Below are 22,448 nucleotides of genomic sequence, written 5' to 3' on the forward strand. Positions count from 1 at the left end.
GCATGCCTGCCTGCATGGTTAGCATTGGCCTCGGCAGCGCGACGCGGGTCACGCAAGCGCAACCTGGGTCGCGCAGGCGTAACCGAGGTCATGCACCTGACGGAAATCCCTCACATCGCTGTCAATCTCGGCCGTTAGCTTCCGGGCAAATTTTTCAAACAGGGGGTTATTGCGATGCGCAGGGAAGATCTGCTCAAGCTTCCGTCCATGCCGGCCGCCGGCCCGAGCTATCCTGCCGGTCCGTATCGCTTCATCGATCGCGAATTCCTCGTCATCACCTATGAGACCGATCCGGAGTTGATCCGCGCCGGCCTGCCCGAGCCGCTGGAGCCGATCGAGCAGGCGATCGTGCATTACGAATGGATCAAGATGCCTGACAGCTCCGGCTTCGGCAGCTACACCGAGTCCGGCCTCGTGATCCCCGCGCGCCTGCATGGCGAAGAGGTCAACTTCGTCTGCCAGATGTATCTCGACGATGATCCGCCGATCGCGGCCGGCCGCGAGATCTGGGGCTTTCCGAAGAAGTACGCCCATCCCAAGCTCGAGATCGTCAAGGACACGCTGACCGGCACGCTGGAATATGCCGGCCAGCTCGTTGCGATGGGCACGATGGGCTACAAGCACGAGAGCATGGCAGGCAATGGCGACGTCACCCGCGCCACGCTTTCGAAGACGCAAGTTAATCTGAAGATGATCCCCGGCGTCGACGGTCATCTCGAGGTCTGCCAGCTGGTCGCGATCAACCTGACCGACATCGTCGTCAAGGGCTCCTGGATCGGACCGGGCCGGCTGCATCTGGTGCCGCATGTCAATGCACCGGTCGCCGATTTCCCGGTCAAGCGTGTCGTCGGCGCGCATCACTTCCTCGCCGATCTGACGCTGCCGTTCGGCCGCGTCGTGCACGACTACAACAAGGAGGCCGCGGAGGCGGCGGCGCCGACAGGCCTGGCCGCGGAGTAGGGCGGTCGCTGACATAAAACTGTAACAGGCGCGTCCTCCTATGTTGCGTCGAGGGGACGCGCTTGCTCAGCGTTGCGCGTGGCCGAGGTCTTGAACATGTTATTTCGCGCGGTTGCGTTGTCGATTGCCCTGGGGGCCGGCCATGCTGGCTAATCCACCTCCCGCTCCGGTCGGGTCGCTGCTGACCCGCGAGGCGGTCCCCGGTCTGGTCTGGGCGTTCCGCCTGCATCACGACGGCCGCGCCGAGGCGCTTCCGATCGATGCGCCGATCGAGCCGAGCCATGACGGAAGGCTGTGGCTGCACTTCAACCTGACCGACGTCCGCACCCGGGCATGGCTCGCCAACATGCACATCCCGCAGCTCGCGCGGGACCTCTTGCTGTCGAATGACAATTTCCAGCAGATCCACGTCGTCGACAATTGCGTCTACGGCGTCTTTTCCGACCTGGTGCGGGATGTTGAAGCCGCGACCCGGGAGACCGGCTTTCTCCGCTTTGCGATGACCGAGCGTCTCCTGATCAGCGGCCGCCATCAGGCGCTGTGCTCCGCCGATGCGACGCGCCGCGTGCTCGAGGGCGGCCATCGCGTCAGCAGCGTCGCGGCGCTGCTGGAGAAGATCGTCGACGAGATCGCCGACACCATGGACCGCATGGCGGACAAGATCGGCACCGATATCGACGCGATCGAGGAGCGGGTGCTCGCCGAGGATACCGGATCCGAGCTGCGCAAGAATCTGAGCCGGATGCGCCGCACCTGTGTGCGCCTGCATCGCCAGCTCGCGGGCTTGCGCGTGCTGTTCCATCGCCTCGAGCAGAAGAACACCGACAATCTCAGCCCGGCGCTGCGGCTGCAGGCCGGCAAGCTCGCGCAGCGGCTCGACGGCCTCGACCACGACATCGTCGAACTGCACGAACGCAGCCGCCTGCTGGAGGAGGAGCTGCGCTTCAAGCTCGAGGAGGAGAGCAACAAGCACCTCCACGCCTTGTCCGTCGTCACCATGATGCTGCTGCCGCCGACGCTCGTCACCGGCATCTTCGGCATGAACACCAAGGGATTGCCGCTGACCGACGTCGACAGCGGATTCCTGGTCGCGGCCGGCCTTCTGGTCGGGTCGGCGCTGCTGGCCTATCTGCTGATGCGGCGGCTCGGCATCGTCAAATAGCGCGAGCGCACCGCGGCAATTCCGATGTGCAGAGTTATTTCCCGCGCGATGTTGGTGGCCGCGGCCCTCGCGCTCGGCGCGCCGGCGCATGCGGAAGACAAGCCCGTCGCCGATCGGATCGCCGATACCCGCGCTACGCTCGAGGAGGCCGGCTACCAGTTCAGCCTGACCTATATCGGTGAGGGGTTCTCCGACGCCTCCGGCGGCGTCAGCAATGGCGCGGTCTATACCGGCCGTCTCGATCTCGGCACCACCATCGACCTCGAGAAGGTGATGGGCTGGACCGGCGCGACCCTCCACGCCAACATGTACCAGATCCACGGCGACGGGCTGTCGCGGAGCTATGTCGGCAACCTGTTCCTGGTGTCCGGCGTCGAGTCGCTGCCGGCGACGCGGCTCTATGAATTCTGGATCGAGCAGAAGCTGCTCGGCGGCAAACTCTCGGTGCGCGTCGGCCAGCAGGGCTCGGACGTCGAGTTCATCGACAGCCAGTACGACGACATCTTCATCAATTCGGCGCTGGGCTGGCCCGGCATTGTCGGCACCATTCTGCCGACCGGCGGACCGTCGCCGCCACTTGCCGTGCCCGGCATCCGGATCAAGGCCAATCTGTCCGACCGCATCACCGCCTATCTGGCTCTGTTCGACGGTTCGGCTTCGCCGCCGCAGGGGACCGACGATCCGCAGATCTTGAACGCCCACGGGCTGAATTTTCGCGTCAACGATCCGCCATGGTGGATCGGCCAGCTCAAATACAAGTTCGAGATCGGCGAGAGCAGGCTGCCGGCGACCATCACCGGCGGCGCCTGGTATCACATGGGCTCGTTCGCCGACCAGCGCTTCTCGGCCGACGGGCTGTCGCTCGCCGATCCCGACAGCTCCGGCGACACGCGATGGCTGCGGCGGGACAACGGCATCTTCATGGTCTATGAGCAGCTGCTTGCGCGCGCCAGGCCGGACGCTGACAAGGGCGTCGCGTTCTTCATGCGCGCCTCGGTCAGCCCGTCGGACCGCAACCTGATCAGCACCTATGTCGACGGCGGCTTCCTGTTCACCGGCTTCAGCGAGACCTATCCGGACGATCGGTTCGGCATCGCCGCGATCTATGCCAGGATTTCGGACGCCGCGCGCGCGCTCGACCGCGACACCCAGATCTTCACGGGCACGCCGTATCCGATCCGCGACTACGAGGCGATCCTCGAAATCACCTACCAGCATGTGGTGAACCCGAATTTCACCATGCAGCCGATGTTTCAATACATCACCCATCCTGGCGGCGGCGCCGTCGATCCCAACGATCCGACGCAAACGCATCGGATCAAGGACAGCGTGGTGTTCGGGCTGCGCACCATCCTGTCGTACTGACCGGCGCTCGTCGCGCAGGCAGCGGCTTCAGGCCGCGACCGGCTTCGGCTCCGCCACCGATTTCGGCTGCGGCCGCGCGATCGCCAGCGCGGTCAGCGCGGCAAAGATGCACAGCGCGCCGGCAATGAAGAACGCCGGCAGGTAGCTTTGATAGATCGTGCGCGACAATCCGGCGCCGAACGCGGCGGCGCCTGCGCCGAGCTGGTGGCCGGCGAAGATCCATCCGAACACCAGATTGGCGCGCTCGGCGCCGAAGCGCTGCGCGGTGAGGCGCACCGTCGGCGGCACCGTCGCGATCCAGTCGAGGCCGTAGAACATCGCGAACAGCGACAGCCCGTAGAACGTGAAGTCGGAGAACGGCAGGAACAGCAGCGACAGGCCGCGCAGGCCGTAATACCAGAATAGCAGATAGCGGTTGTCGTAGCGGTCCGACAGCCAGCCCGAGACGATGGTGCCGAAGAAATCGAAGATCCCCATCGCGGCGAGCAGGCTTGCCGCCTGCACCTGCGGGATGCCGTAGTCGAGGCACATCGGGATCAAATGAACCTGGACCAGGCCGTTGGTCGAGGCGCCGCAGACGAAGAAGGTCGCGAACAGGATCCAGAACACCGACGATTTCGCGGAGTCGCGCAGCGTGCCGAGCGCTGCGGCCACGATCGGCGCATTGGCCGGCGGCGGCGCGGGAAGCGGCGCGGTGCCCTCATCGCCGAACGGACGCAGGCCGACGTCGCTCGGCCGGTCGCGCATCACCATCAGCACGGCAAAGGCGGCAACGGCGAGCATGACGCAGACCAGCCCAAGCGCGACACGCCAGCCGTAGCGCTCGGTCAGCGTCGCGAGCAGGGGCAGGAAGGCGAGCTGTCCCGTCGCGACGCTCGCGGTGAGGATACCGACCACGAGGCCGCGTCGCGCCACGAACCAGCGCGCCGCGATGGTCGCGCCGAGCACCAGCGCGGTCATCCCGGTGCCGATTCCGATCACGACACCCCACAGCAGGATGAGCTGCCAGACCTGGGTCATGGCGAGCGAGGCCAATAGTCCGGAGACCACGATCAGCTGCGCCGCCAGCGTCACGTTGCGCAGGCCGTAGCGGTTCATCAGCGCGGCGGCGAACGGCGCCATCAGCCCGAACAGGATGAAGCGGATCGACAGCGCGGAGGAAATCTCGGCGGTGGACCAGCCGAACTCCTTCTGCAGCGGCACGATGAACACGCCGGGCGCGCCGACGGTGCCGGCCGAGATCAGCGCGGCAAGGAAAGTCACGGCCACCATCACCCAGCCGTAATGGATGTTGCGGCGGGCGAGGGTGGAAGCAAGCCAGTTCGAGATCATTGTGTTCCAGATCGATTGCGGTGAAAGCTTTGCGTGATGCGCAATATGGCACGGGGGAGCCATGTCTAAAATGCCATAGTTCCCTCGTTTTAGGACTCTGTACAACCTCATCCTGAGGAGCCCGCAGAGCGGGCGTCTCGAAGGATGCAGGCCGGGAACCGGGCCTCATGGTTCGAGACGTGCTTCGCACTCCTCACTATGAGGGCAGGCGGTGGATCAGTGAGCGACCCGTTCGACGGCGATCGCGGTGGCTTCGCCGCCGCCGATGCACAGCGCGGCAACGCCGCGCTTCAGGTTCTGCGCCTCCAGCGCGTGCAGCAGCGTCACGATCAGCCGCGCGCCGGTGGCGCCGATCGGATGGCCGAGCGCGCAAGCGCCGCCGTTGATGTTCAGCCTGTCCCTGGGAATGCCGAGGTCGCGCTGCGCCGCCATCGCGACCACCGCGAACGCCTCGTTGATCTCGAACAGGTCGACATCGCCGACGCTCCAGCCGACCTTGTCGAGCAGTTTTCTGATCGCCGGGATCGGCGCTGTCGTGAACCACTGCGGCTCCTGGCTGTGGGTGGCGTGGCCCTTGATCTCGGCCAGAACAGGCAGTCCATCGCGATCGGCGAGCGAGCGCCGGCTGAGGATCAGCGCTGCGGCGCCGTCGGCATTGGCCGAGGAGGCGGCCGGCGTGATGGTGCCGCCCGCTCGGAACGCGGGCTTTAGGCCGGGGATTTTTGCCGGATCGACCTTCAGCGGGTGCTCGTCATTGGCGACGATGCGCGGGCCGGCCTTCTCGGCGAGTGTGATCGGTGCGATCTCGGCCTTGAAGGCGCCGCCCTCGACCGCCTTGCGGGCACGGCTCAGCGTCTCCATCGCAAACGCGTCCTGGTCGGCGCGGGTGAACTGATAGGCCTCCGCGGTCGCCTCGCCGAAATCCCCCATCGAGCGGCCGGTCTCGTAGGCGTCCTCGAGCCCGTCCATCATCATGTGATCGATGATGCGGTCGTGGCCGGCGCGATAGCCGCCGCGCGCCTTCTGCAGGAGATACGGCGCGTTGCTCATGCTCTCCATGCCGCCGGACAGCACGATCTCCGCCGAGCCGGCCTTGATGATGTCGTGGGCGAGCATGGTCGCCTTCATGCCGGAGCCGCAGACCTTGTTGACGGTGGTGGCGCCGGTGGCATCCGGCAGTCTGGCGCCGCGGGCGGCCTGGCGGGCAGGGGCTTGGCCCTGGCCGGCGGGCAGCACGTTGCCCATGAACACCTCGTCGATGCGCTCGGGCGCGAGTCTTGCGCGCTCCAGCGCCGCGCCGATCACATGCGAGCCGAGCTTGTGCGCCGGCAGCGGCGCGAGCTCGCCCATGAAGCGGCCGAGCGGGGTGCGGGCGGCGGAGAGGATAACGATGGGATCGGTGCTGGTTGCCATGGCAGGAGTCCCTTCAATGCCGGGGATTTGATTGAATTATTGTCATCATATGATGCAATGCAAAAAATGCAACTGCGGCCCTCATGACAAAATGTCGTGTTCGCATGAGTTGGGATGGGATGCTCCACAATTACCAGTGTCGTCCTGGCGAAAGCCAGGACCCATAACCACCGCCTTCAGTGACGAACCGGATCGTGGCCCCAGCGCCGCGCAACAATTGAGATTTGGGGCAATGGGTCCTGGCTTTCGCCAGGACGACGATGAGGATGCGAGTCTCCACCGGTGTCGTCCCTGCGAAAGCACTGCGACCTGACCTAATCCGACCGCCAGGCGCCGAGCAGAAATCGTCGCTTCGGCGCGGAGCCCGCTTGTTTTTGCACGTCCGGCAGGTCGACGGCATGGCGTTTCATCAGCAGCCGGATTGCGATCGCGATGACCACAAAGGGCGCCAGGTAGATCGCGAAAACTTCGAAGGCGTTCATGTCGTCCTCCGCTGCTTCGGAACAGGCATGCTAGCACGATTACCTCGCGCGCGGGCGCCTAAAACTGTAGCGGCGCCGCTGAGTTGGCGTTGACCGGATTCCCGAACGCCGATCAATTCAAGGTTGCGCAGTACGGGTCTGTTTACCGATCCGGCGCTAGGGCTGGCGGATTGTGCAATGGAAAGTCCCGCCGCAATGTCCGTGATCGCCGTCGAGCAGCCGTCCGCCCGCATTCCGCTCTCCGTCAAGATCGGCTTCAGCGCCTTCATGGCCGTCCTGGTGCCGGTGTACACCTACTGCTACGGGCCGACCAACTTTCTGTATTTCTGCGACGTCTGCCTGATCCTCACCATGATCGGGGTCTGGACCGAGAGCGCGCTGCTGATTTCGATGTGCGCCGTCGGACTCCTTGTGCCGCAAACCTTTTGGGTGATCGACTTTCTCGCCCATGTCGCCGGCTACTCGCTCACCGGAATGACCGACTACATGTTCGACCAGAACCTGTCGCTGTTCCTGCGGTTCCTGTCGGGCTTCCACGGCTGGCTGCCGTTCCTGCTGCTGTTCCTGGTCTGGCGGCTCGGCTATGACCAGCGCGCGCTGATCGCCTGGAGCGTGCTGGCATGGGCGCTGCTGCTGATCTGCTACTTTGTGATGCCGGGACCGCGGCCGGACCCGGGCATGACTCCGGTCAACGTCAACTACGTCTTCGGCACCAGCGACAGGGCGGCGCAAGGCTTCGTGCCGCCGCTGGTGTGGCTGGCCGGCCTGATGATCGGCCTGCCGCTGCTCGCTTTCATACCCACCCATTTCATGCTGCGGCGCGCCGTGCGGCCGATGTAGGCCTGCGACTCGCGAGGATACGCCGTCCCGTCGCTGCGGATACCATCGTGCATGGCCGCATGCGGCGGCTTCGATTGACACCAATCGCCTCGGCGCTACGCTGCCGGAACAGGGCGTTTTCCCAAGCGACTCAAGACAGATTCAAAGCGCCGCAAGCACGACCAAGAACCAAGACCCAGAAGAACAAGGAAAAAGGGCAGGACACGCCGTGACACGCGTCATCGCGTCTTGAGCGGGACCACGCGGACCTCCGCGCTCGCGCCATTTCGCATCCGCAGCTATCGCTTTCAATGGCCGTCCGATCTGCTCACCTCCTGGGCGTTCGAGGTCGAGACGCTGGTGCTCGGCTGGTACATCATGGTCGAGACCGGCTCGGTGCTGCTGCTGACCGTGCTGGCGTCGCTGCAATATGTCGGCACGCTGGTCGCGCCGGTCGTCGGCATGATCGGCGACCGCATGGGGCACCGCGATCTCCTCGCCGTGATGCGCTTTGCCTATACGGCGCTCGCCGGCACCATCATGACGCTGGCGCTGACCGGGCATCTCGCCCCGCTGAACGTCATGATCATCGTCGCGATCATGGGCGTGATCCGCCCGTCGGATCTCGGCGTGCGCGGGGCGCTGCTCGCCGACATCATGCCGCCGGAGCAACTGGTCGGCGCCATCAGCCTGGCGCGCACCACGCAGGACTCGGCGCGTATCGCAGGAGCCCTGACCGGGGCCGGATTGTTCGCGGCGCTCGGCATCGGCTACGTCTATGTCGGGATCGCCGGCTTCTATTTCGTCGCCGCCATCCTGATGCTCTGCATGAGCCGCCCGAAGTCGCATGGCACGACCGATCTCGCGGCCGACGCGCCGGGTTCAAAGCTGCTGCGCGACCTCAAGGAGGGCATCGTCTATGCCTGGAGCGGTCCGGGCATGCGCGCCGCGCTGTGCGTTGCGTTCCTCGCCAACCTCACCGCGTTTCCGCTCACCAACGGTCTGTTGCCCTATGTCGCGCGCGACATCTTCCATGCCGACCAGACCGGGCTCGGCTATCTCTCGGCAAGCTTTGCGGTGGGCTCGCTGATCGGCTCGATCACGCTCAGCATGGCCGGCGGGGTACGCATCGCGCGGCTCCTGATCGGCGCGACGCTCGCCTGGTACGCCATGCTCCTGGTGTTCGTCGAGCTCCGGACCATGCCGGTCGCGATGGCCTGCCTGCTGCTCGCCGGCATCGCGCAGAGCATGTCGATGATCTCGGCCGCCGTGATGCTGATGCGCAATGCCAGCGCGCATCTGCGCGGTCGCGTCATGGGCGTGCGCATGATGGTGATCTACGGCCTGCCGCTCGGGCTGCTCGCCGCCGGCAGCCTGATCGACCTGATCGGCTACACCGCGACCGGCACGCTGCTCGCCGCCGCCGGCTTCATCACCATGCTGGCGATCGCGCTGCACTGGCGCGCCGACCTTTGGCCGACCCACGCCCCGGCGAACGCGCGGTGAGGGGCGCGGCGCGATGCCGCGCCGCGGTCGCCGATGCGCCAAAAGGACGCGACAGCGCGGGCAAGCTGTCGTAGATCATTTTCCACGCTCCCATTCCAGCGCCAAGACCTTTCATACTTTAGTACCGTTATGCTCCGTCTTTTGACCCGCCTTGGACTGCGCTTCGACGACATCGTCGAGGAGCGCCGATTTGTCGACCAGTACGTGCGGGGCAATATCGGCTGGACGCAGGTCGCGATGCTGCTCGGCGCCTTCACCTATGCCGGATATGCGTTCTGGGATTGGGTGCTCTATCCCGAGGTCGTGGCGACCACGCTGGCAATCCGCGGCGGGGTCGCCGTGCTGGTCCTGCTGCCGCTCACTGCCTTGCTCGCGCTGCCCGCGATGAAGCCGTGGGCCGAGACGATCTTCCTCGTCTATTGCGTCATTCCAGGCTGCGTGCTGCCGAGCGTCTACCTCGTGCTGCCCTCGGGATTCACCTATGCGGCGCCGGGCATGATCATGGTGATCCTGTTCGTCTCGACCATGCTGCCGCTGCGGATCGGGCCGCTGGCGGTGTTCTGTCTCACGACATGGATTGCGCTGTGCACCGCTGAATCGCTCGGGCCTGCGTTGCCGCCGGGCTTGCGCTTCATCAATCATTCGCTCGTCATCAACGCCTATGCGCTGTCGCTCTACGCCGTCGCCGCCCGCGAGTTCCGCGCGCGCCAGCAGTTCCGGACGGCGCAGGCGCTGAAGCAGGAAAAGGAGCGCTCGGAAGCCTCGTTGCGCGATTTGCACGCGACGCAATCGCACCTCGTGCAGGCCGAGAAGCTGGCCTCGCTCGGGCAGCTCGTCGCCGGTGTCGCACACGAGGTCAGCACGCCGCTTGGTCTCGCGCTGACCACGTCAACCACCATGGAGGCGGACCTTCGCGCGATGAGCGAGGCGCTCAACGGCACCGCCGTCCGCCGCTCCGACCTGACGCGGGGCATTGCACGGATCGGGAACGGCCTTCGACTGACCTCGGAAAACCTGCATCGGGCATCCGAGATGGTGCACAGCTTCAAGCAGGTCGCCATCCATCACGCCGACGAGGAGCGTCACACGTTCGAGCTCGGCGGCTGGCTCTCTGATCTGATCTCAAAGCTCGGGCCGCTGCTGTCCCGTCAGGGATTGGTCGTCGAAGTCACGTGCCCGCAAGGCATCATCCTCAACAGCTATCCCGGCGCGCTGGCGCAGGTGATCAGCAACCTGGCGTTCAACGCGGCGGCGCACGCCTATCCCGACGGCGGCGGCGGACGCTTCACCATGACGGTGACGCAGCCGGATCAGGCGCTTGCCCGGATCGCCTGCGCCGACCAGGGTGTCGGCATCCGCGAGGATTTGCAGGCCCGCGTGTTCGATCCGTTCTTCACCACCGGGCGGGAGCGGGGCAATATCGGCCTCGGTTTGCACATCGCCTTCAACACCGTGGTGTCGTCGTTGAGCGGCCGGATCGCGCTGGAGAGCGAGCCGGGCCGCGGCACGCTGGTGTTGATCGAGATCCCCGTCTCGAGCTGAGCGGGCCGCTACCGCTTTCGATCCAGGAATCCCTGCAGCAGCCGCTGCGGCTCGCCGGTCTGGAACGATTTTCCGAACACGCCGACGCTGAGGTTCACCGACTCGGTCAGCGGCAGCTCTTCCCATTGCCGCAGCAGGTCCTTCTGGATCCGCAGCGCCTCGGGGCCGCATTCCAGCAGCGCCTTGACGGTGTGCTCGACGGCGTCGTCAAGGCCGCCGGGCTTTGCCACGGTGTCGACCAGGCCCCAGGCGAGCGCGGTTTGGGCGTCGATGTTCTCCGCGGTCATCATCAGCCAGCGGGCGCGGCCCCAGCCGATCAGGCGCGGCAGCAGCGCGGCGTGGATCACCGAGGGGATGCCGACGCGCACCTCGGGCATGCCGAACATCGCGTCATGCGCGGCGACGCGGACGTCGCAGGCGGCCGCCACCTCGAGGCCGCCGCCGAGGCACCAGCCGGGCAAGCGGGCGATCACCGGCGCCGGGAATTTGCGCACCGCCTCGCAGAGGTCGCGCAGCCGGCTGATGAATGCTTCAGCGGATTTTTGGTCGAGCGTCGCCATTTCCTTGATGTCGGCGCCGCCGATCATGCTGCGCTCGCTTTCGCCGGCGAGGATCACGACGCGGATGTCGCGGTCGGCGGCCAGGTGCTCAAAGCCTTCGCGCACGCCGTTGGTGACGGCTGAACTCACAATGTTCAGCTTGCCGGCGTTGCAGATCGTGAGGCGGAAGACGCCTCTGGAGTCGCGGTCGATGCCGCAGTGGGGATTGAGCATGTCCATGGAAAAAGTCCCGGCGCAGGAATGGATGCGCCATGTCCCGGACAAAGCGTGGCTCTGTCAAGGGACCGGCGCGGCGGTTGCGCCGAGGGATGCGGATCTATAGAATTATGTTCATCATATAAATGGAGCCGTCATGACCGCTGCCGAAAGCATCGACCTTCATTCGCCCGATCTAACGCGCACCCGCGTGGTGGAATGGCAGGCGCCGGGACCGGTGGCCAAGGCGGCGGCGCCGATGTCCGGGATCGAGGCGATGCGCGCGATCCGCGACGGCCGGTTGCCGCCGCCGCCGATGGCCAAACTGATCGGCTTCCGCATGGCGGTGGTCGAGGAGGGCCGCATCGTAATGGAACTCGAGCCGCATGAGAGCCTCGAGAACACCATCGGCCTGATGCACGGCGCGACCGCCGCGGCGCTGCTCGATACCTCGATGGGCTGCGCGATCTCGACCATGCTGCCGGCGGGGCAGACCTCGGTCACGCTCGATCTCAAGCTGACCTATCTGCGGCCGCTGTCGGCACGTTCGGGCACCATCAGCGCCGAAGGCAAGGTGATCAAGCTCGGCCGCCAGACCAGCTACACCGAGGGCTTCGTCCGCGACGGCAGGGGCAATCTTGCGGTGCACGCGACCGCGACATTCTCGATGCTCGGCGGGGAACCCAAAATGGCTGGCAAGGCGAAATAACTGCAGCATTCCGGCCGCAAATCTGCTATTATATGATTAGAAACATTCCATGAGACTGGCATGCGCTACTCGAAAGAACACAAGCAGGAGACCCACGCGCGGATCGTCAAGAAGGCCGCGACGCGGCTGCGCGAGCGGGGCGCCCACGGCATCGGCGTCGCCGACCTGATGAAGGACGCCGGCCTGACCCATGGCGGCTTCTACGCGCATTTCGATTCGCGCGAGGCGCTGGTGATCGAGGCCTTCAGCTACGCGATGGACCGCGCCATCGAGCGCTGGCGCAAGGTCGCCGCGGACACGCCGCCGGAGAAGCGGCTTTCAACCATCATCGACGGCTATCTTTCGGCGGTGCACCGCGACGATCCCGGCCAGGGCTGCGCGATCCCGGCGCTCGGCGCCGAGATCGCCCGCGAGAGCCCGAAGACCCGCAAGGCGTTCGCCCTCAAGCTCGACCAGATGATCGACATGATGGCCGACCAGATCCTCGACGTGCCGCGCAAGGCCGCCCGCAAGCAGGCGACGGCGACGCTGGCGACCATGATGGGCACCATCGTGATGTCGCGCATCGCCGGCAGCGGCGAAATGTCCGACGAGATCCTGTCGGCGGGCCGCGAGGCGGTGCTGGGGCGCGCCGCGGCGGCCAAGGCGCCGGCGAAGAAGAAGGTGAATTAGCGCTTTAAGCGCCAACTGGCGCAGCGCGCCTGATACTCGATCCGTCACCCTGAGGAGCGCGCATCGCGCGCGTCTCGAAGGGTGGACGGCCACGAGCCGGGCCGTGCATTCTTCGAGACGCGCTACGCGCTCCTCAGGATGACGGGAATAAGCGGGTGTCCAGCTCACACCCCGCTGAACAGAGCGCGCTCGGCTTCCACGGTCTCGTAGATGTAATCCGCCACCGCGCGGATGCGGGCGAGGTCCTTGCTGTCGGCGTGCATCAAGAGCCAGAAGGTGCGGGAGATCCGCACCTCGTCCGGCAGCACCGGCTGCAATTCGGGGTGGGCGGTCGCCATGAAGTGCGGCAGCACTGCGATGCCGAAACCGGCGATGGTGGCGTTGAGCTGCGCGATCAGATTGGCGCTGCGGAATTTCGCGGAGATCTTTGGCGAGACCTGCGGCAGGTAGTCGAGCTCCGGCGTGAACAAAAGCTCCTCGATGTAGCCGACGAAGCGGTGCCGCGGCAGGTCGGCGCGCGCAATAATTGCCGGCGCCTGGGCGAGATAGGCGGGTGCGGCATAAAGCCCGAGTGTGTAGTCCAGGAGCTTGCGGCCGACGATGCGGCCTTCCTTCGGCATGGTCAGGCTGATCGCGATGTCGGCCTCGCGCTTGGAGAGCGAGAACAGCCGCGCGGTGGCGACGAGTTGCAGATCGAGATCGGGATACCGTTCGGCGAACTTGACCAGCCGCGAGGCCAGAAAGTGGCTGCCGAAGCCGTCGGGCGCGCCGATCCGCACCGTGCCGGTGAGATGGGCGCGCGAGCCGCCGACCGCCTCCTGGTTGGCGACGATGGTGGATTCCATCGCCTCCGCGCTGTCGGCGACGCGCTGGCCGGCCTCGGTCAGCAGATAGCCGGTCTTGCGGCGATCAAACAGTTTTGCGGAAAGGTGGCGCTCCAGCCGGTCGACACGGCGGATCACTGTGGCATGATCGACGCCGAGCTGCTTGGCGGCAGCCGAAACCGACCCGCCGCGCACGATGGCAAGCACGAAACGGAAGTCGTCCCAGTCGATTGTGCCGCCGCCTTGATCCAGCATTTCCGCACATCTATGGTGCAATTTATCGGACTTGAATCCCATAAAATGCAGGGTCAATAGGGTTTGTAAAGCGATCACGCCGCGAGGAGCGGCGATTCAGGTGCTTCAGGGAGGTTTTTCCATGCGCTCAATCGGACATTTCATCGGTGGCAAGGAGGTCAAGGGCACGTCGGGCCGCACGGCTGACGTCTTCGAGCCGATGACCGGCGAGGTCCAGGCCAAGGTGGCGCTGGCCTCCAAGGTCGAGCTCCGCGCCGCGGTCGAGAACGCCAAGGCCGCGCAGCCGGAATGGGCCGCCACCAACCCGCAGCGCCGCGCCCGCGTCATGATGCGGTTCCTCGAGCTGGTGCAGCGCGACTACGACAAGCTCGCCGAGCTGCTGGCGCGCGAGCACGGCAAGACCGTTCCCGACGCCAAGGGCGACATCCAGCGCGGCCTTGAGGTCGCCGAGTTTGCCTGCGGCATTCCGCATCTGATGAAGGGCGAGTACACCGAGGGCGCCGGCCCCGGCATCGACATCTATTCGATGCGCCAGCCGCTCGGCGTGGTCGCCGGCATCACGCCGTTCAACTTCCCGGCGATGATCCCGATGTGGAAGTTCGCGCCGGCGATCGCCTGCGGCAACGCCTTCATCCTGAAGCCGTCGGAGCGCGATCCCGGCGTGCCGATGGCGCTCGCCGAGCTGATGATCGAGGCGGGCCTGCCGGCCGGCATCCTCAACGTCGTCAACGGCGACAAGGAGGCGGTCGACGCCATCCTCGACGATCCCGATATCAAGGCGATCGGCTTCGTCGGCTCGACCCCGATCGCGCAGTATATCTACGAGCGCGCCGCGCAGACCGGCAAGCGCTGCCAGTGCTTCGGCGGCGCCAAGAACCACGCCATCGTGATGCCGGATGCCGACATGGACCAGACCGTCGATGCGCTGATCGGCGCCGGCTACGGCTCCGCCGGCGAGCGCTGCATGGCGGTGTCGGTCGCGGTGCCGGTCGGCAAGACCACCGCCGACCGCCTGATGGAGAAGCTGATCCCGCGCGTCGAGTCGCTCAAGATCGGCACCTCGGTCGATCCGTCGGCCGACTACGGCCCGCTGGTGACCCGCGAGGCGGTCGAGAAGGTCAAGAGCTACATCGACATCGGCATCAAGGAAGGCGCGACGCTCGCGGTCGACGGCCGCGGCTTCAAGATGCAGGGCTACGAGAAGGGCTTCTATCTCGGCGGTTCGCTGTTCGACAACGTCACCAAGGACATGCGGATCTACAAGGAAGAGATCTTCGGCCCGGTGCTCTCGGTGGTGCGCGCCCACGACTATCACGAGGCGCTGGCGCTGCCGTCCGACCATGACTACGGCAACGGTGTCGCGATCTTCACCCGCGACGGCGACGCCGCGCGCGACTTCGCCGCCAAGGTCAATGTCGGCATGGTCGGCATCAACGTGCCGATCCCGGTGCCGATCGCCTATTACACCTTCGGCGGCTGGAAGAAGTCCGGCTTCGGCGACCTCAACCAGCACGGTCCGGACTCGGTCCGCTTCTACACCAAGACCAAGACGGTGACCTCGCGTTGGCCGTCCGGCGTCAAGGAAGGCGCGGAGTTCTCGATCCCGACGATGAAGTAAACTCGTCCCGAGAGGCGAAGCATGCAGTTCGCTCTCAACGAGGACCAGATCGCGGTTCGCGACATGGCGCGGGCGTTTGCGGCGGAGAAGATCGCGCCGCACGCGCTCGAATGGGACGAGACAAAGCACTTTCCGGTGGACGTGATGCGCGAGGCCGCAGGCCTCGGCATCGGCGGCATCTATATCAGGGACGATGTCGGCGGCTCGGCGATGACGCGGTTCGACGCCGCGCTGATCTTCGAGGCGCTGGCGACGGGGTGCCCGACCACGTCGGCCTTCATCTCGATCCACAACATGGCGTCCTGGATGATCGATGCCTACGGCAACGACACCCAGCGCCAGACATGGCTCCCGAAGCTCTGCACCATGGAGCTGATCGCCAGCTACTGCCTGACCGAGCCGGGCGCCGGCTCCGACGCCGCTGCGCTGCGCACCCGCGCGGCGCGCGACGGCGATCATTACGTGCTCAACGGCCAGAAGCAGTTCATCTCCGGCGCCGGCAGCACCGACCTGCTGGTCGCGATGGTGCGCACCGGCGGCGAGGGTCCCGGCGGCGTCTCGACGCTGGTCGTCGACGGCAACACGCCTGGCGTGTCGTTCGGCAATAACGAGCGCAAGATGGGCTGGAATGCGCAGCCGACCCGCGCTGTCATGTTCGAGAACGCGCGCGTGCCGGTCGCGAACCGGCTCGGCGAGGAGGGCATCGGCTTCAAGATCGCGATGGCCGGGCTCGACGGCGGCCGTCTCAACATCGCGGCGTGCTCGCTCGGCGGCGCGCAGGCGGCGCTCGACAAGGCGCTGGCCTACATGAAGGACCGCAAGGCGTTCGGCAAGCGCCTCGACGAATTCCAGGCGCTGCAGTTCAAGATCGCCGACATGGCGACCGAACTGGAAGCCGCGCGCACCTTCCTGTGGCGCGCGGCCGCGGCGCTCGACCGCAAGGATCCGGACGCTTCCATGCTGTGCGCGATGGCCAAGCGGTTCGGCACCGACGTCGGCTTCGAGGTCGCCAACCAGGCGCTGCAACTGCATGGCGGCTACGGCTACCTCAGCGAATACGGCGTCGAGAAGATCGTGCGCGATCTGCGCGTGCACCAGATCCTCGAAGGCACCAATGAAATCATGCGGCTGATCGTGTCGCGCAAGTTGATCGAGGGCGCGCGATGAATGATGCGGCAGCGGCCGAGGGCGATCTGATCGCGCGCAAGGAAGGTTCTGCCGGCATCATCCGGCTGAACCGGCCGAAGGCGATCAATGCCGTCACGCTGGAGATGTTCCACGACATCGACAGGGCGCTCGACGTGTTCGAGGCCGATGGCGATGTCGCTGTCGTCGTGCTGGAAGGCGCCGGCGACCGCGGCCTGTGCGCCGGCGGCGATATCCGCGCGCTCTGGGAAAGCTCCAAGGTCAAGGGCGATCTCGGCAAGATCCTGTGGCGCGACGAATACATCCTCAACGCGCGGATCAAGAAATTCCCAAAACCCTATGTCGCCTTCATGGACGGCATCGTGATGGGCGGCGGCGTCGGGCTGTCTGCGCATAGCCGCCACCGCGTGGTGACGGAGCGGACGAAACTCGCGATGCCTGAGGTCGGGCTCGGCTTCTTCCCCGATGTCGGCGGCACCTATCTGCTGTCGCGTTCGCCCGGCGAGATAGGCACCTATTTTGGGCTGACCGGCACCACGATGAACGGTCCCGATGCGATCTACGCCAAATTCGCCGACGCCGTGGTGCCGAGCGCAAAGCTGCCGGCGCTGCGCGAGGCGCTGACCAAGGTTGCGCCGGGCACGGGTTCGGCCGAGATCGACCGGCTGATCGGAGGCTTTGCCACCGGCGAGAAATCCGGCCCTGTCGCCGCGATGCAGGCGAAAATCGACGGCTGGTTCGCGCGCGGCCGGATGGAGGACGTCGTCGCCGCGCTGACGGCCGACGGATCCGACATGGCACGGGACACGCTGAAGACGCTCGGCGAGAAGTCGCCGCGCGGCATGGTGGTGACGCTGAAACTGCTGCGGCTGGCGCGCGCGACCGCGACGCTGGAGGAGTGCCTGGTGCGCGAATATCGCGCCGCGCTCGAAGTGTTCGCGAGCGAGGATTTCCGCGAGGGCGTGCGCGCCGCCGTGATCGACAAGGATCGCAATCCGACATGGTCGCCGGCCCGGATCGAACAGGTGACGCCGGAGATGCTCGCGCCTTACTTCGCCGAGATCGGCGCCGACGAATTGAAATTTCCAGACAGCAAATAGAAACGTCGCAAGCGGAGGACTTCCCATGACAAACGTCGCATTCATTGGGCTCGGCAATATGGGCGGGCCGATGGCGGCCAATCTGGTCAAGGCCGGCCACAAGGTGACCGCGTTCGATCTGGTCGCAGCATCCCGCGATCAGGCCAAGAGCGACGGTGCCGCGATCGCCGAGAGCGGCGTCGGCGCGGTGAAGGGCGCCGATGTCGTCATCACCATGCTGCCGGCCGGCAAGCATGTGCTCGGCGTCTGGAACGAGGTGCTTCCGGCGATGGCCAAGGGCGCGCTGATCATCGACTGCTCGACCATCGACGTCGAAAGCGCCAAGCAGGCGCATGCGCTGGCCGCCAAGCACGGCATGGCCTCGGTCGATGCGCCGGTCTCCGGCGGCACCGGCGGCGCAAAGGGCGCGACGCTGACCTTCATGTGCGGCGGCGAGCCGAAGGCATTCGCGGCGGCCCAGCCGATGCTCGCCAACATGGGCAAGAAGATCGTGCATTGTGGCGCCGGCGGTGCAGGGCAGGCAGCCAAGATCTGCAACAACATGATCCTCGGTATTTCCATGATCGCGGTCGGCGAGGCTTTCGTGCTCGCCGAAAAGCTCGGCCTGTCACACCAGGCGCTGTTCGACGTCGCCTCGACCTCGTCGGGACAGTGCTGGTCGCTGACCACCTATTGCCCGGTTCCTGGCCCGGTGCCGACCTCGCCGGCCAACAACGACTACAAGCCGGGCTTTGCTTCCAACCTGATGGTCAAGGACCTGACCTTGGCGCAAGACGCCGCCAATGCCGCCGGCGCGGTCACGCCGCTCGGCAAGCACGCGCAGGAGATCTATAAGACCTTCGACGCGTCGGGCCACGGCGGGGTCGACTTTTCCGGAATTATCCAGCACGTTAGGGCTCTTGCCCCGAAGTAAATCGCCGTCATCCTGAGGTGAGCGGAGCGAGCCTCGAAGGATGGAAAGACGGTGTCTGTGGCCATCCTTCGAGACGCCGCGCTTCGCGCGGCTCCTCAGGATGACGTCAGAATACGTGGTGAAGCCGGATGACCACATTTCAGGACGCACGCGCCTTTCTGCTGAAACACCGCACCGACTACGATGCCGCGGTGAAGGGATTTCGCTGGCCGGATCCAGTGCCGTTCAACTGGGCGCTCGACTGGTTCGATGCCGAACTGGCTGATAATGCCGACAGCCGCGACCGGCCGGCGCTGTGGATCGTCGATGCCGCCAGCGGCAACGAGACCAAGCTTTCCTTCGCCGAGTTGTCGCGCCGCTCAAACCAGGTTGCGAACTTCCTGCGCGCGCAGGGGCTGAAGCGCGGCGATCATCTGTTGTTGCTGCTCGGCAATGTCGTGCCGCTGTGGGAGACCATGCTGGCCGCGATGAAGCTCGACGTCGTCGTGATCCCCGCGACCACGCTCTTGACCGCGGATGAATTGCGCGACCGGCTCGACCGCGGCAAGGCGAGGGCGGTGGTTGCCACGCAGGATCAGGTTGCGAAGTTCGCAGGCCTCGGCAGCGACAAGCTCGCCCGCATCGTGGTCGGCGCGACGCAGGCGCAGGACGGCTGGCTGTCGTTTGAGGATGCAGCCAAGCAGTCCGACGCATTCACGCCTGATGGCCCCACCAAGGCCGATGACCCGATGCTGCTCTATTTCACCTCGGGCACCACGGCAAAGCCGAAGCTGGTGCGGCACAGCCAGCGCAGCTACCCGGTCGGCCATCTCTCGACCATGTACTGGATCGGCCTGCAGCCCGGCGACATCCATCTCAACATCTCGTCGCCCGGCTGGGCCAAGCATGCCTGGAGCTGCTTCTTCGCGCCGTGGAATGCCGGCGCAACGATCTTTATCGCGAACCAGCCGCGCTTCGAGGCGAAAGGACTGCTCTCGATCATCGGCCGCTGCGGCGTCACCACGCTGTGCGCGCCGCCGACGGTGTGGCGGATGTTCATCCAGGAGGACCTCGCGAGCTTCAAGGTCTCGCTGCGCGAAGTCTGCGGCGCCGGCGAACCGCTTAATCCTGAGATCATCGACCAGGTCAAATCGGCCTGGGGGCTGACCATCCGCGACGGCTACGGCCAGACCGAAACCACCGCGCTGGCCGGCAACTCGCCGGGGCAGAAGGTCAAGGTCGGCTCGATGGGCCGGCCGCTGCCGGGCTATCGCGTCCAGGTCACCGACAATGACGGCCACGCCGCGAAGGAGGGCGAGGTGACCTTGCTGCTCGGCGACGATCGGCCGGCGGGCCTGATGCAGGGCTATCAGGGCGACGACGGCAAGCTCATCGGCACCGACGGCGAGATCTATCGCAGCGGCGACGTCGTGTTCACCGACGACGAGGGCTATCTCACCTTCGTCGGCCGCACCGACGACGTGTTCAAATCCTCCGACTACCGCATCTCGCCGTTCGAGCTGGAAAGCGTGCTGCTGGAGCATGACGCGGTGGCGGAAGCCGCCGTGGTGCCGAGCCCGGATCCGATCCGGCTCGCGGTTCCCAAGGCCTATGTACTGCTGGTATCAGGCGTCGAACGAACGCCGGAGACCGCGCTGTCGATCTTCAAACATTTGCACACGCGGCTCGCACCGTTTAAACGCATCCGCAAGCTCGAACTGGTCACCGAACTGCCGAAGACGATTTCTGGAAAAATCCGTCGCGTGCAGTTGCGCCGGCTCGAACATGACGATGTCAGAAGCGATGCGTTGCGCGGGGTCGAGTTCCGCGAGGAAGAATTTCCGGAGCTGCAGAAGGTGCGGACCTCCGGTTAGCAGAGGTTAGCCAATGAACGAAGTCTGGAAGAAGCCGCCGGTGTCGCTGGAAACCTACCAGGGCATGGTCGGCAAGGAGATCGGCGTGTCCTCGTGGCACCTGCTCGATCAGGGCCGCATCGACACCTATGCCGACGTGATCGAGGATCACCAGTTCATCCATGTCGATCCCGAGCGCGCCAGGAAGGAGACCGCCTTCGGCACCACGATCGCCCATGGCTTCCTCACGATGTCGCTGATGTCGATCATGTCCTACGAGGTGATGCCGGTGCTCGAGGGCACCGCGATGGGCGTCAATTACGGCTTCGACAAGCTGCGCTTCATCTCGCCGGTGCGCTCCGGAAAACGCGTTCGCGGCCGCTTTGTGCTGGCCGAAGCCACGCTGCGCAAGCCGAAGGAGTTGTTGTCGCGCACCAACGTCACGGTCGAGATCGAAGGCGAGGAAAAGCCCGCGCTGGTCGCCGACTGGCTCGGCCTGATCTATTTCAGCTGAGGGTCACAAGACGCGGTTGTGTTGCAACCGCGAAGGGGTGTGCCACCTCTCCCGCAAGCCAAGCGGGGGAGGTGAAGCGAGCCGTCCGATCGGTTTTTTATGCGGTGCGCTGCTCCGGCCTATGTAGCGCATTGACGGCTGTGTTCCCTGGTGTCCATGATGCCCGCTTTAGGCGGTGCGGTCCCGGGAGTGGCAGCCATGGTGCAAAACATCGTCGCCGGAATTGTCGTAGTCGCTTTGATTGTGATCGGTGCGATTAGCTACGCTCAAGAGCATCACGAGTGCTGGAGCGGGCATCTGCTCAAGAGCCTGAAACCCTGCGGGTCGATGACCCCTTCGGTCTAGCGCGCCCGGTGGCCGTGCCTCGCTGCCCCGGCCGGGCTTGACCCGGCCATCCATCGCTGCTCAAAAGTCCCCAACCTTTTCATGCCGCTCGAGCATGTACCCTCTCCCCTTGTGGGAGGGGGCGAAATCGAGCGGAGCGAGATGAAGCCGGGTGAGGGGTCTCTCTCCGCGTGCTCATCCGTGGAGGGAACCCCTCATCCGGCGCGCTCGCGCGCGCCACCTTCTCCCACAAGGGGAGCAGGGAAGTCAGAGCAGGAATGACAAGCATGGCAATCAGGTTTGACGGACGCGTCGCTATCGTCACCGGCGCGGGCAATGGTCTCGGACGGGCGCATGCGCTGGGACTCGCCAGCCGCGGCGCCAAGGTCGTGGTCAACGATTTCGGCGGCGCGCGCGACGGCACCGGCGGCTCGCTGTCGCCGGCCGAGACCGTGGTCGAGGAGATCCGGAAAGCCGGCGGCACCGCGATGGCCGACGGTGCCGACGTCTCGAATTTCGAGCAGGTCACCGCGATGGTCGAGCGCGCCACCAAGGAGTGGGGCAGCGTCGATCTGTTGTGCGCCAATGCCGGCATCCTGCGCGACAAGTCGTTCGCCAAGCTCGAGGTCGCCGACTGGGCCAAGGTGCTCGACGTGCATCTCACCGGCAGCTTCTACTGCTGCAAGGCGGTGTGGGCCGGCATGCGCGAGCGCAATTACGGCCGCATCGTGCTGACCACCTCGTCGTCCGGCCTGTTCGGCAATTTCGGCCAGGCCAATTACGGCGCGGCGAAGGCCGGTATGGTCGGCCTGATGAACGTGCTCGCCGAAGAGGGCCGCAAGAACAACATCAAGGTCAACACCATCTCGCCGACGGCTGCGACCCGCATGACCGAGGAACTGCTGCCGCCGCAGGCGCTGGCGCTGATGAAGCCGGAAGCGATCACGCCCGCGGTCGAATTCCTGCTGTCAGAGGACGCACCGACCCGCACCATCATGGGCGCCGGCGCCGGCTCGTTTGCCGTGATCCGCGTGCTGGAGACCGAAGGCGTCAACCTACCGCAGTCCGAATGGACGCCGGACGGCGTCGCCGCGCACTTCAATGCGATCAGCGACATGTCGACCGCGAAGGCGCTGCAGGGCGCGTTCGAGCAGACGCAGAAGTATGTCGCCCAGGCCGCTGCGCGGGCCGGGATCAAGCTCTGA

21 protein-coding genes are annotated in these 22,448 nt (G+C 65.7%); 16 read left to right on the forward strand and 5 right to left on the reverse strand.

Annotated elements, in window-relative coordinates:
- Window positions 1-174 precede the first annotated feature (174 nt).
- The 3 genes from XI02_RS19205 (at window position 175) to XI02_RS19215 (ending at window position 3,487) form a co-directional block, all read left to right on the forward strand.
- Window positions 175-960 carry an acetoacetate decarboxylase gene (locus tag XI02_RS19205; RefSeq protein ID WP_018271149.1) on the forward strand — a complete coding sequence of 262 codons (786 nt, stop codon included), beginning with the start codon at window positions 175-177 and terminating at the stop codon, window positions 958-960.
- 142 nt (window positions 961-1,102) lie between these two features.
- Entirely contained in the window at window positions 1,103-2,122 is a 1,020-nt protein-coding gene (locus tag XI02_RS19210; RefSeq protein WP_018271150.1) for a transporter, read from the forward strand.
- A gap of 48 nt (window positions 2,123-2,170) precedes the next feature.
- Window positions 2,171-3,487 (forward strand): carbohydrate porin, encoded by a 1,317-nt coding sequence (locus XI02_RS19215; protein WP_018271151.1) that lies wholly within the window; start codon window positions 2,171-2,173, stop codon window positions 3,485-3,487.
- A 27-nt stretch (window positions 3,488-3,514) separates the two neighbouring features.
- Here XI02_RS19215 and XI02_RS19220 read toward each other — a convergent pair whose 3' ends face one another.
- From XI02_RS19220 to XI02_RS19230, 3 genes are all read right to left on the reverse strand, one after another.
- On the reverse strand, window positions 3,515-4,819 hold the full coding sequence (locus tag XI02_RS19220) for an MFS transporter (protein WP_018271152.1): 1,305 nt from the start codon (window positions 4,817-4,819) through the stop codon (window positions 3,515-3,517).
- Window positions 4,820-5,035: 216 nt separating this feature from the next.
- On the reverse strand, window positions 5,036-6,232 hold the full coding sequence (locus XI02_RS19225) for an acetyl-CoA C-acyltransferase (RefSeq protein ID WP_018271153.1): 1,197 nt from the start codon (window positions 6,230-6,232) through the stop codon (window positions 5,036-5,038).
- Window positions 6,233-6,546: 314 nt separating this feature from the next.
- Window positions 6,547-6,714, reverse strand: coding sequence for a hypothetical protein (locus tag XI02_RS19230; RefSeq protein ID WP_016846528.1), 168 nt, complete (start codon window positions 6,712-6,714; stop codon window positions 6,547-6,549).
- A gap of 195 nt (window positions 6,715-6,909) precedes the next feature.
- On the opposite strand from XI02_RS19230, the gene XI02_RS19235 reads away from it, so the two are divergent.
- From XI02_RS19235 to XI02_RS19245, 3 genes are all read left to right on the forward strand, one after another.
- Window positions 6,910-7,554, forward strand: coding sequence for a hypothetical protein (locus XI02_RS19235; protein WP_018271154.1), 645 nt, complete (start codon window positions 6,910-6,912; stop codon window positions 7,552-7,554).
- A 228-nt stretch (window positions 7,555-7,782) separates the two neighbouring features.
- Window positions 7,783-9,039 (forward strand): MFS transporter, encoded by a 1,257-nt coding sequence (locus tag XI02_RS19240; protein ID WP_018271155.1) that lies wholly within the window; start codon window positions 7,783-7,785, stop codon window positions 9,037-9,039.
- A gap of 141 nt (window positions 9,040-9,180) precedes the next feature.
- On the forward strand, window positions 9,181-10,581 hold the full coding sequence (locus XI02_RS19245; RefSeq protein ID WP_307724553.1) for a sensor histidine kinase: 1,401 nt from the start codon (window positions 9,181-9,183) through the stop codon (window positions 10,579-10,581).
- Window positions 10,582-10,589: 8 nt separating this feature from the next.
- On the opposite strand, the gene XI02_RS19250 is transcribed toward XI02_RS19245, so the two are convergent.
- Window positions 10,590-11,360, reverse strand: coding sequence for an enoyl-CoA hydratase (locus XI02_RS19250; protein ID WP_018271157.1), 771 nt, complete (start codon window positions 11,358-11,360; stop codon window positions 10,590-10,592).
- A gap of 133 nt (window positions 11,361-11,493) precedes the next feature.
- On the opposite strand from XI02_RS19250, the gene XI02_RS19255 reads away from it, so the two are divergent.
- A complete protein-coding gene (locus tag XI02_RS19255) occupies window positions 11,494-12,045 on the forward strand; it encodes a PaaI family thioesterase (RefSeq protein ID WP_018271158.1) in 552 nt (183 codons plus the stop codon).
- A gap of 60 nt (window positions 12,046-12,105) precedes the next feature.
- On the forward strand, window positions 12,106-12,717 hold the full coding sequence (locus XI02_RS19260) for a TetR/AcrR family transcriptional regulator (protein WP_016846536.1): 612 nt from the start codon (window positions 12,106-12,108) through the stop codon (window positions 12,715-12,717).
- A gap of 164 nt (window positions 12,718-12,881) precedes the next feature.
- Here the strand turns inward: XI02_RS19260 and XI02_RS19265 are convergent, their stop codons facing one another.
- The gene (locus XI02_RS19265) at window positions 12,882-13,796 is read right to left on the reverse strand and encodes a LysR family transcriptional regulator (RefSeq protein WP_018271160.1); all 915 of its coding nucleotides are present in this window, start codon (window positions 13,794-13,796) and stop codon (window positions 12,882-12,884) included.
- 121 nt (window positions 13,797-13,917) lie between these two features.
- Between XI02_RS19265 and XI02_RS19270 the strand changes: the two genes are divergently transcribed.
- The 8 genes from XI02_RS19270 to XI02_RS19305 all read left to right on the forward strand — a co-directional run bounded on the left by XI02_RS19270 (window position 13,918) and on the right by XI02_RS19305 (window position 22,448).
- Entirely contained in the window at window positions 13,918-15,414 is a 1,497-nt protein-coding gene (locus XI02_RS19270) for a CoA-acylating methylmalonate-semialdehyde dehydrogenase (protein WP_018271161.1), read from the forward strand.
- A gap of 21 nt (window positions 15,415-15,435) precedes the next feature.
- On the forward strand, window positions 15,436-16,581 hold the full coding sequence (locus tag XI02_RS19275) for an acyl-CoA dehydrogenase family protein (protein ID WP_018271162.1): 1,146 nt from the start codon (window positions 15,436-15,438) through the stop codon (window positions 16,579-16,581).
- The gene (locus XI02_RS19280) at window positions 16,578-17,660 is read left to right on the forward strand and encodes an enoyl-CoA hydratase/isomerase family protein (protein WP_018271163.1); all 1,083 of its coding nucleotides are present in this window, start codon (window positions 16,578-16,580) and stop codon (window positions 17,658-17,660) included. Before XI02_RS19275 ends, XI02_RS19280 begins: the two co-directional genes overlap by 4 nt.
- Window positions 17,661-17,685: 25 nt before the next feature.
- Window positions 17,686-18,573 (forward strand): 3-hydroxyisobutyrate dehydrogenase, encoded by an 888-nt coding sequence (gene mmsB, locus XI02_RS19285; RefSeq protein ID WP_018271164.1) that lies wholly within the window; start codon window positions 17,686-17,688, stop codon window positions 18,571-18,573.
- Between the two features lie 128 nt (window positions 18,574-18,701).
- Window positions 18,702-20,426, forward strand: a complete 1,725-nt coding sequence (locus XI02_RS19290) for an AMP-binding protein (RefSeq protein ID WP_018271165.1) — start codon at window positions 18,702-18,704, stop codon at window positions 20,424-20,426.
- Between the two features lie 13 nt (window positions 20,427-20,439).
- A complete protein-coding gene (locus XI02_RS19295; RefSeq protein ID WP_016846543.1) occupies window positions 20,440-20,919 on the forward strand; it encodes a MaoC family dehydratase in 480 nt (159 codons plus the stop codon).
- 198 nt (window positions 20,920-21,117) lie between these two features.
- On the forward strand, window positions 21,118-21,264 hold the full coding sequence (locus XI02_RS19300) for a hypothetical protein (protein ID WP_225159189.1): 147 nt from the start codon (window positions 21,118-21,120) through the stop codon (window positions 21,262-21,264).
- Between the two features lie 266 nt (window positions 21,265-21,530).
- Window positions 21,531-22,448 carry an SDR family NAD(P)-dependent oxidoreductase gene (locus tag XI02_RS19305; RefSeq protein WP_026192649.1) on the forward strand — a complete coding sequence of 306 codons (918 nt, stop codon included), beginning with the start codon at window positions 21,531-21,533 and terminating at the stop codon, window positions 22,446-22,448.

The organism is Bradyrhizobium sp. CCBAU 21365 (assembly GCF_015291305.1).
In the GTDB taxonomy this organism is placed as follows: domain Bacteria; phylum Pseudomonadota; class Alphaproteobacteria; order Rhizobiales; family Xanthobacteraceae; genus Bradyrhizobium; species Bradyrhizobium elkanii.

Bases quoted from the DNA above. Each gene is read 5' to 3' on its own strand.
- mmsB (WP_018271164.1), top strand. From the start codon at position 17,686: ATGACAAACGTCGCATTCATTGGGCTCGGCAATATGGGCGGGCCGATG.
- XI02_RS19300 (WP_225159189.1), top strand. From the start codon at position 21,118: ATGGTGCAAAACATCGTCGCCGGAATTGTCGTAGTCGCTTTGATTGTG.
- XI02_RS19225 (WP_018271153.1), bottom strand. From the start codon at position 6,232: ATGGCAACCAGCACCGATCCCATCGTTATCCTCTCCGCCGCCCGCACC.
- XI02_RS19290 (WP_018271165.1), top strand. From the start codon at position 18,702: ATGACCACATTTCAGGACGCACGCGCCTTTCTGCTGAAACACCGCACC.
- XI02_RS19230 (WP_016846528.1), bottom strand. From the start codon at position 6,714: ATGAACGCCTTCGAAGTTTTCGCGATCTACCTGGCGCCCTTTGTGGTC.
- XI02_RS19275 (WP_018271162.1), top strand. From the start codon at position 15,436: ATGCAGTTCGCTCTCAACGAGGACCAGATCGCGGTTCGCGACATGGCG.
- XI02_RS19220 (WP_018271152.1), bottom strand. From the start codon at position 4,819: ATGATCTCGAACTGGCTTGCTTCCACCCTCGCCCGCCGCAACATCCAT.
- XI02_RS19250 (WP_018271157.1), bottom strand. From the start codon at position 11,360: ATGGACATGCTCAATCCCCACTGCGGCATCGACCGCGACTCCAGAGGC.
- XI02_RS19235 (WP_018271154.1), top strand. From the start codon at position 6,910: ATGTCCGTGATCGCCGTCGAGCAGCCGTCCGCCCGCATTCCGCTCTCC.
- XI02_RS19270 (WP_018271161.1), top strand. From the start codon at position 13,918: ATGCGCTCAATCGGACATTTCATCGGTGGCAAGGAGGTCAAGGGCACG.
- XI02_RS19295 (WP_016846543.1), top strand. From the start codon at position 20,440: ATGAACGAAGTCTGGAAGAAGCCGCCGGTGTCGCTGGAAACCTACCAG.
- XI02_RS19215 (WP_018271151.1), top strand. From the start codon at position 2,171: ATGTTGGTGGCCGCGGCCCTCGCGCTCGGCGCGCCGGCGCATGCGGAA.
- XI02_RS19265 (WP_018271160.1), bottom strand. From the start codon at position 13,796: ATGCTGGATCAAGGCGGCGGCACAATCGACTGGGACGACTTCCGTTTC.
- XI02_RS19305 (WP_026192649.1), top strand. From the start codon at position 21,531: ATGGCAATCAGGTTTGACGGACGCGTCGCTATCGTCACCGGCGCGGGC.
- XI02_RS19205 (WP_018271149.1), top strand. From the start codon at position 175: ATGCGCAGGGAAGATCTGCTCAAGCTTCCGTCCATGCCGGCCGCCGGC.
- XI02_RS19280 (WP_018271163.1), top strand. From the start codon at position 16,578: ATGAATGATGCGGCAGCGGCCGAGGGCGATCTGATCGCGCGCAAGGAA.
- XI02_RS19260 (WP_016846536.1), top strand. From the start codon at position 12,106: ATGCGCTACTCGAAAGAACACAAGCAGGAGACCCACGCGCGGATCGTC.
- XI02_RS19255 (WP_018271158.1), top strand. From the start codon at position 11,494: ATGACCGCTGCCGAAAGCATCGACCTTCATTCGCCCGATCTAACGCGC.
- XI02_RS19210 (WP_018271150.1), top strand. From the start codon at position 1,103: ATGCTGGCTAATCCACCTCCCGCTCCGGTCGGGTCGCTGCTGACCCGC.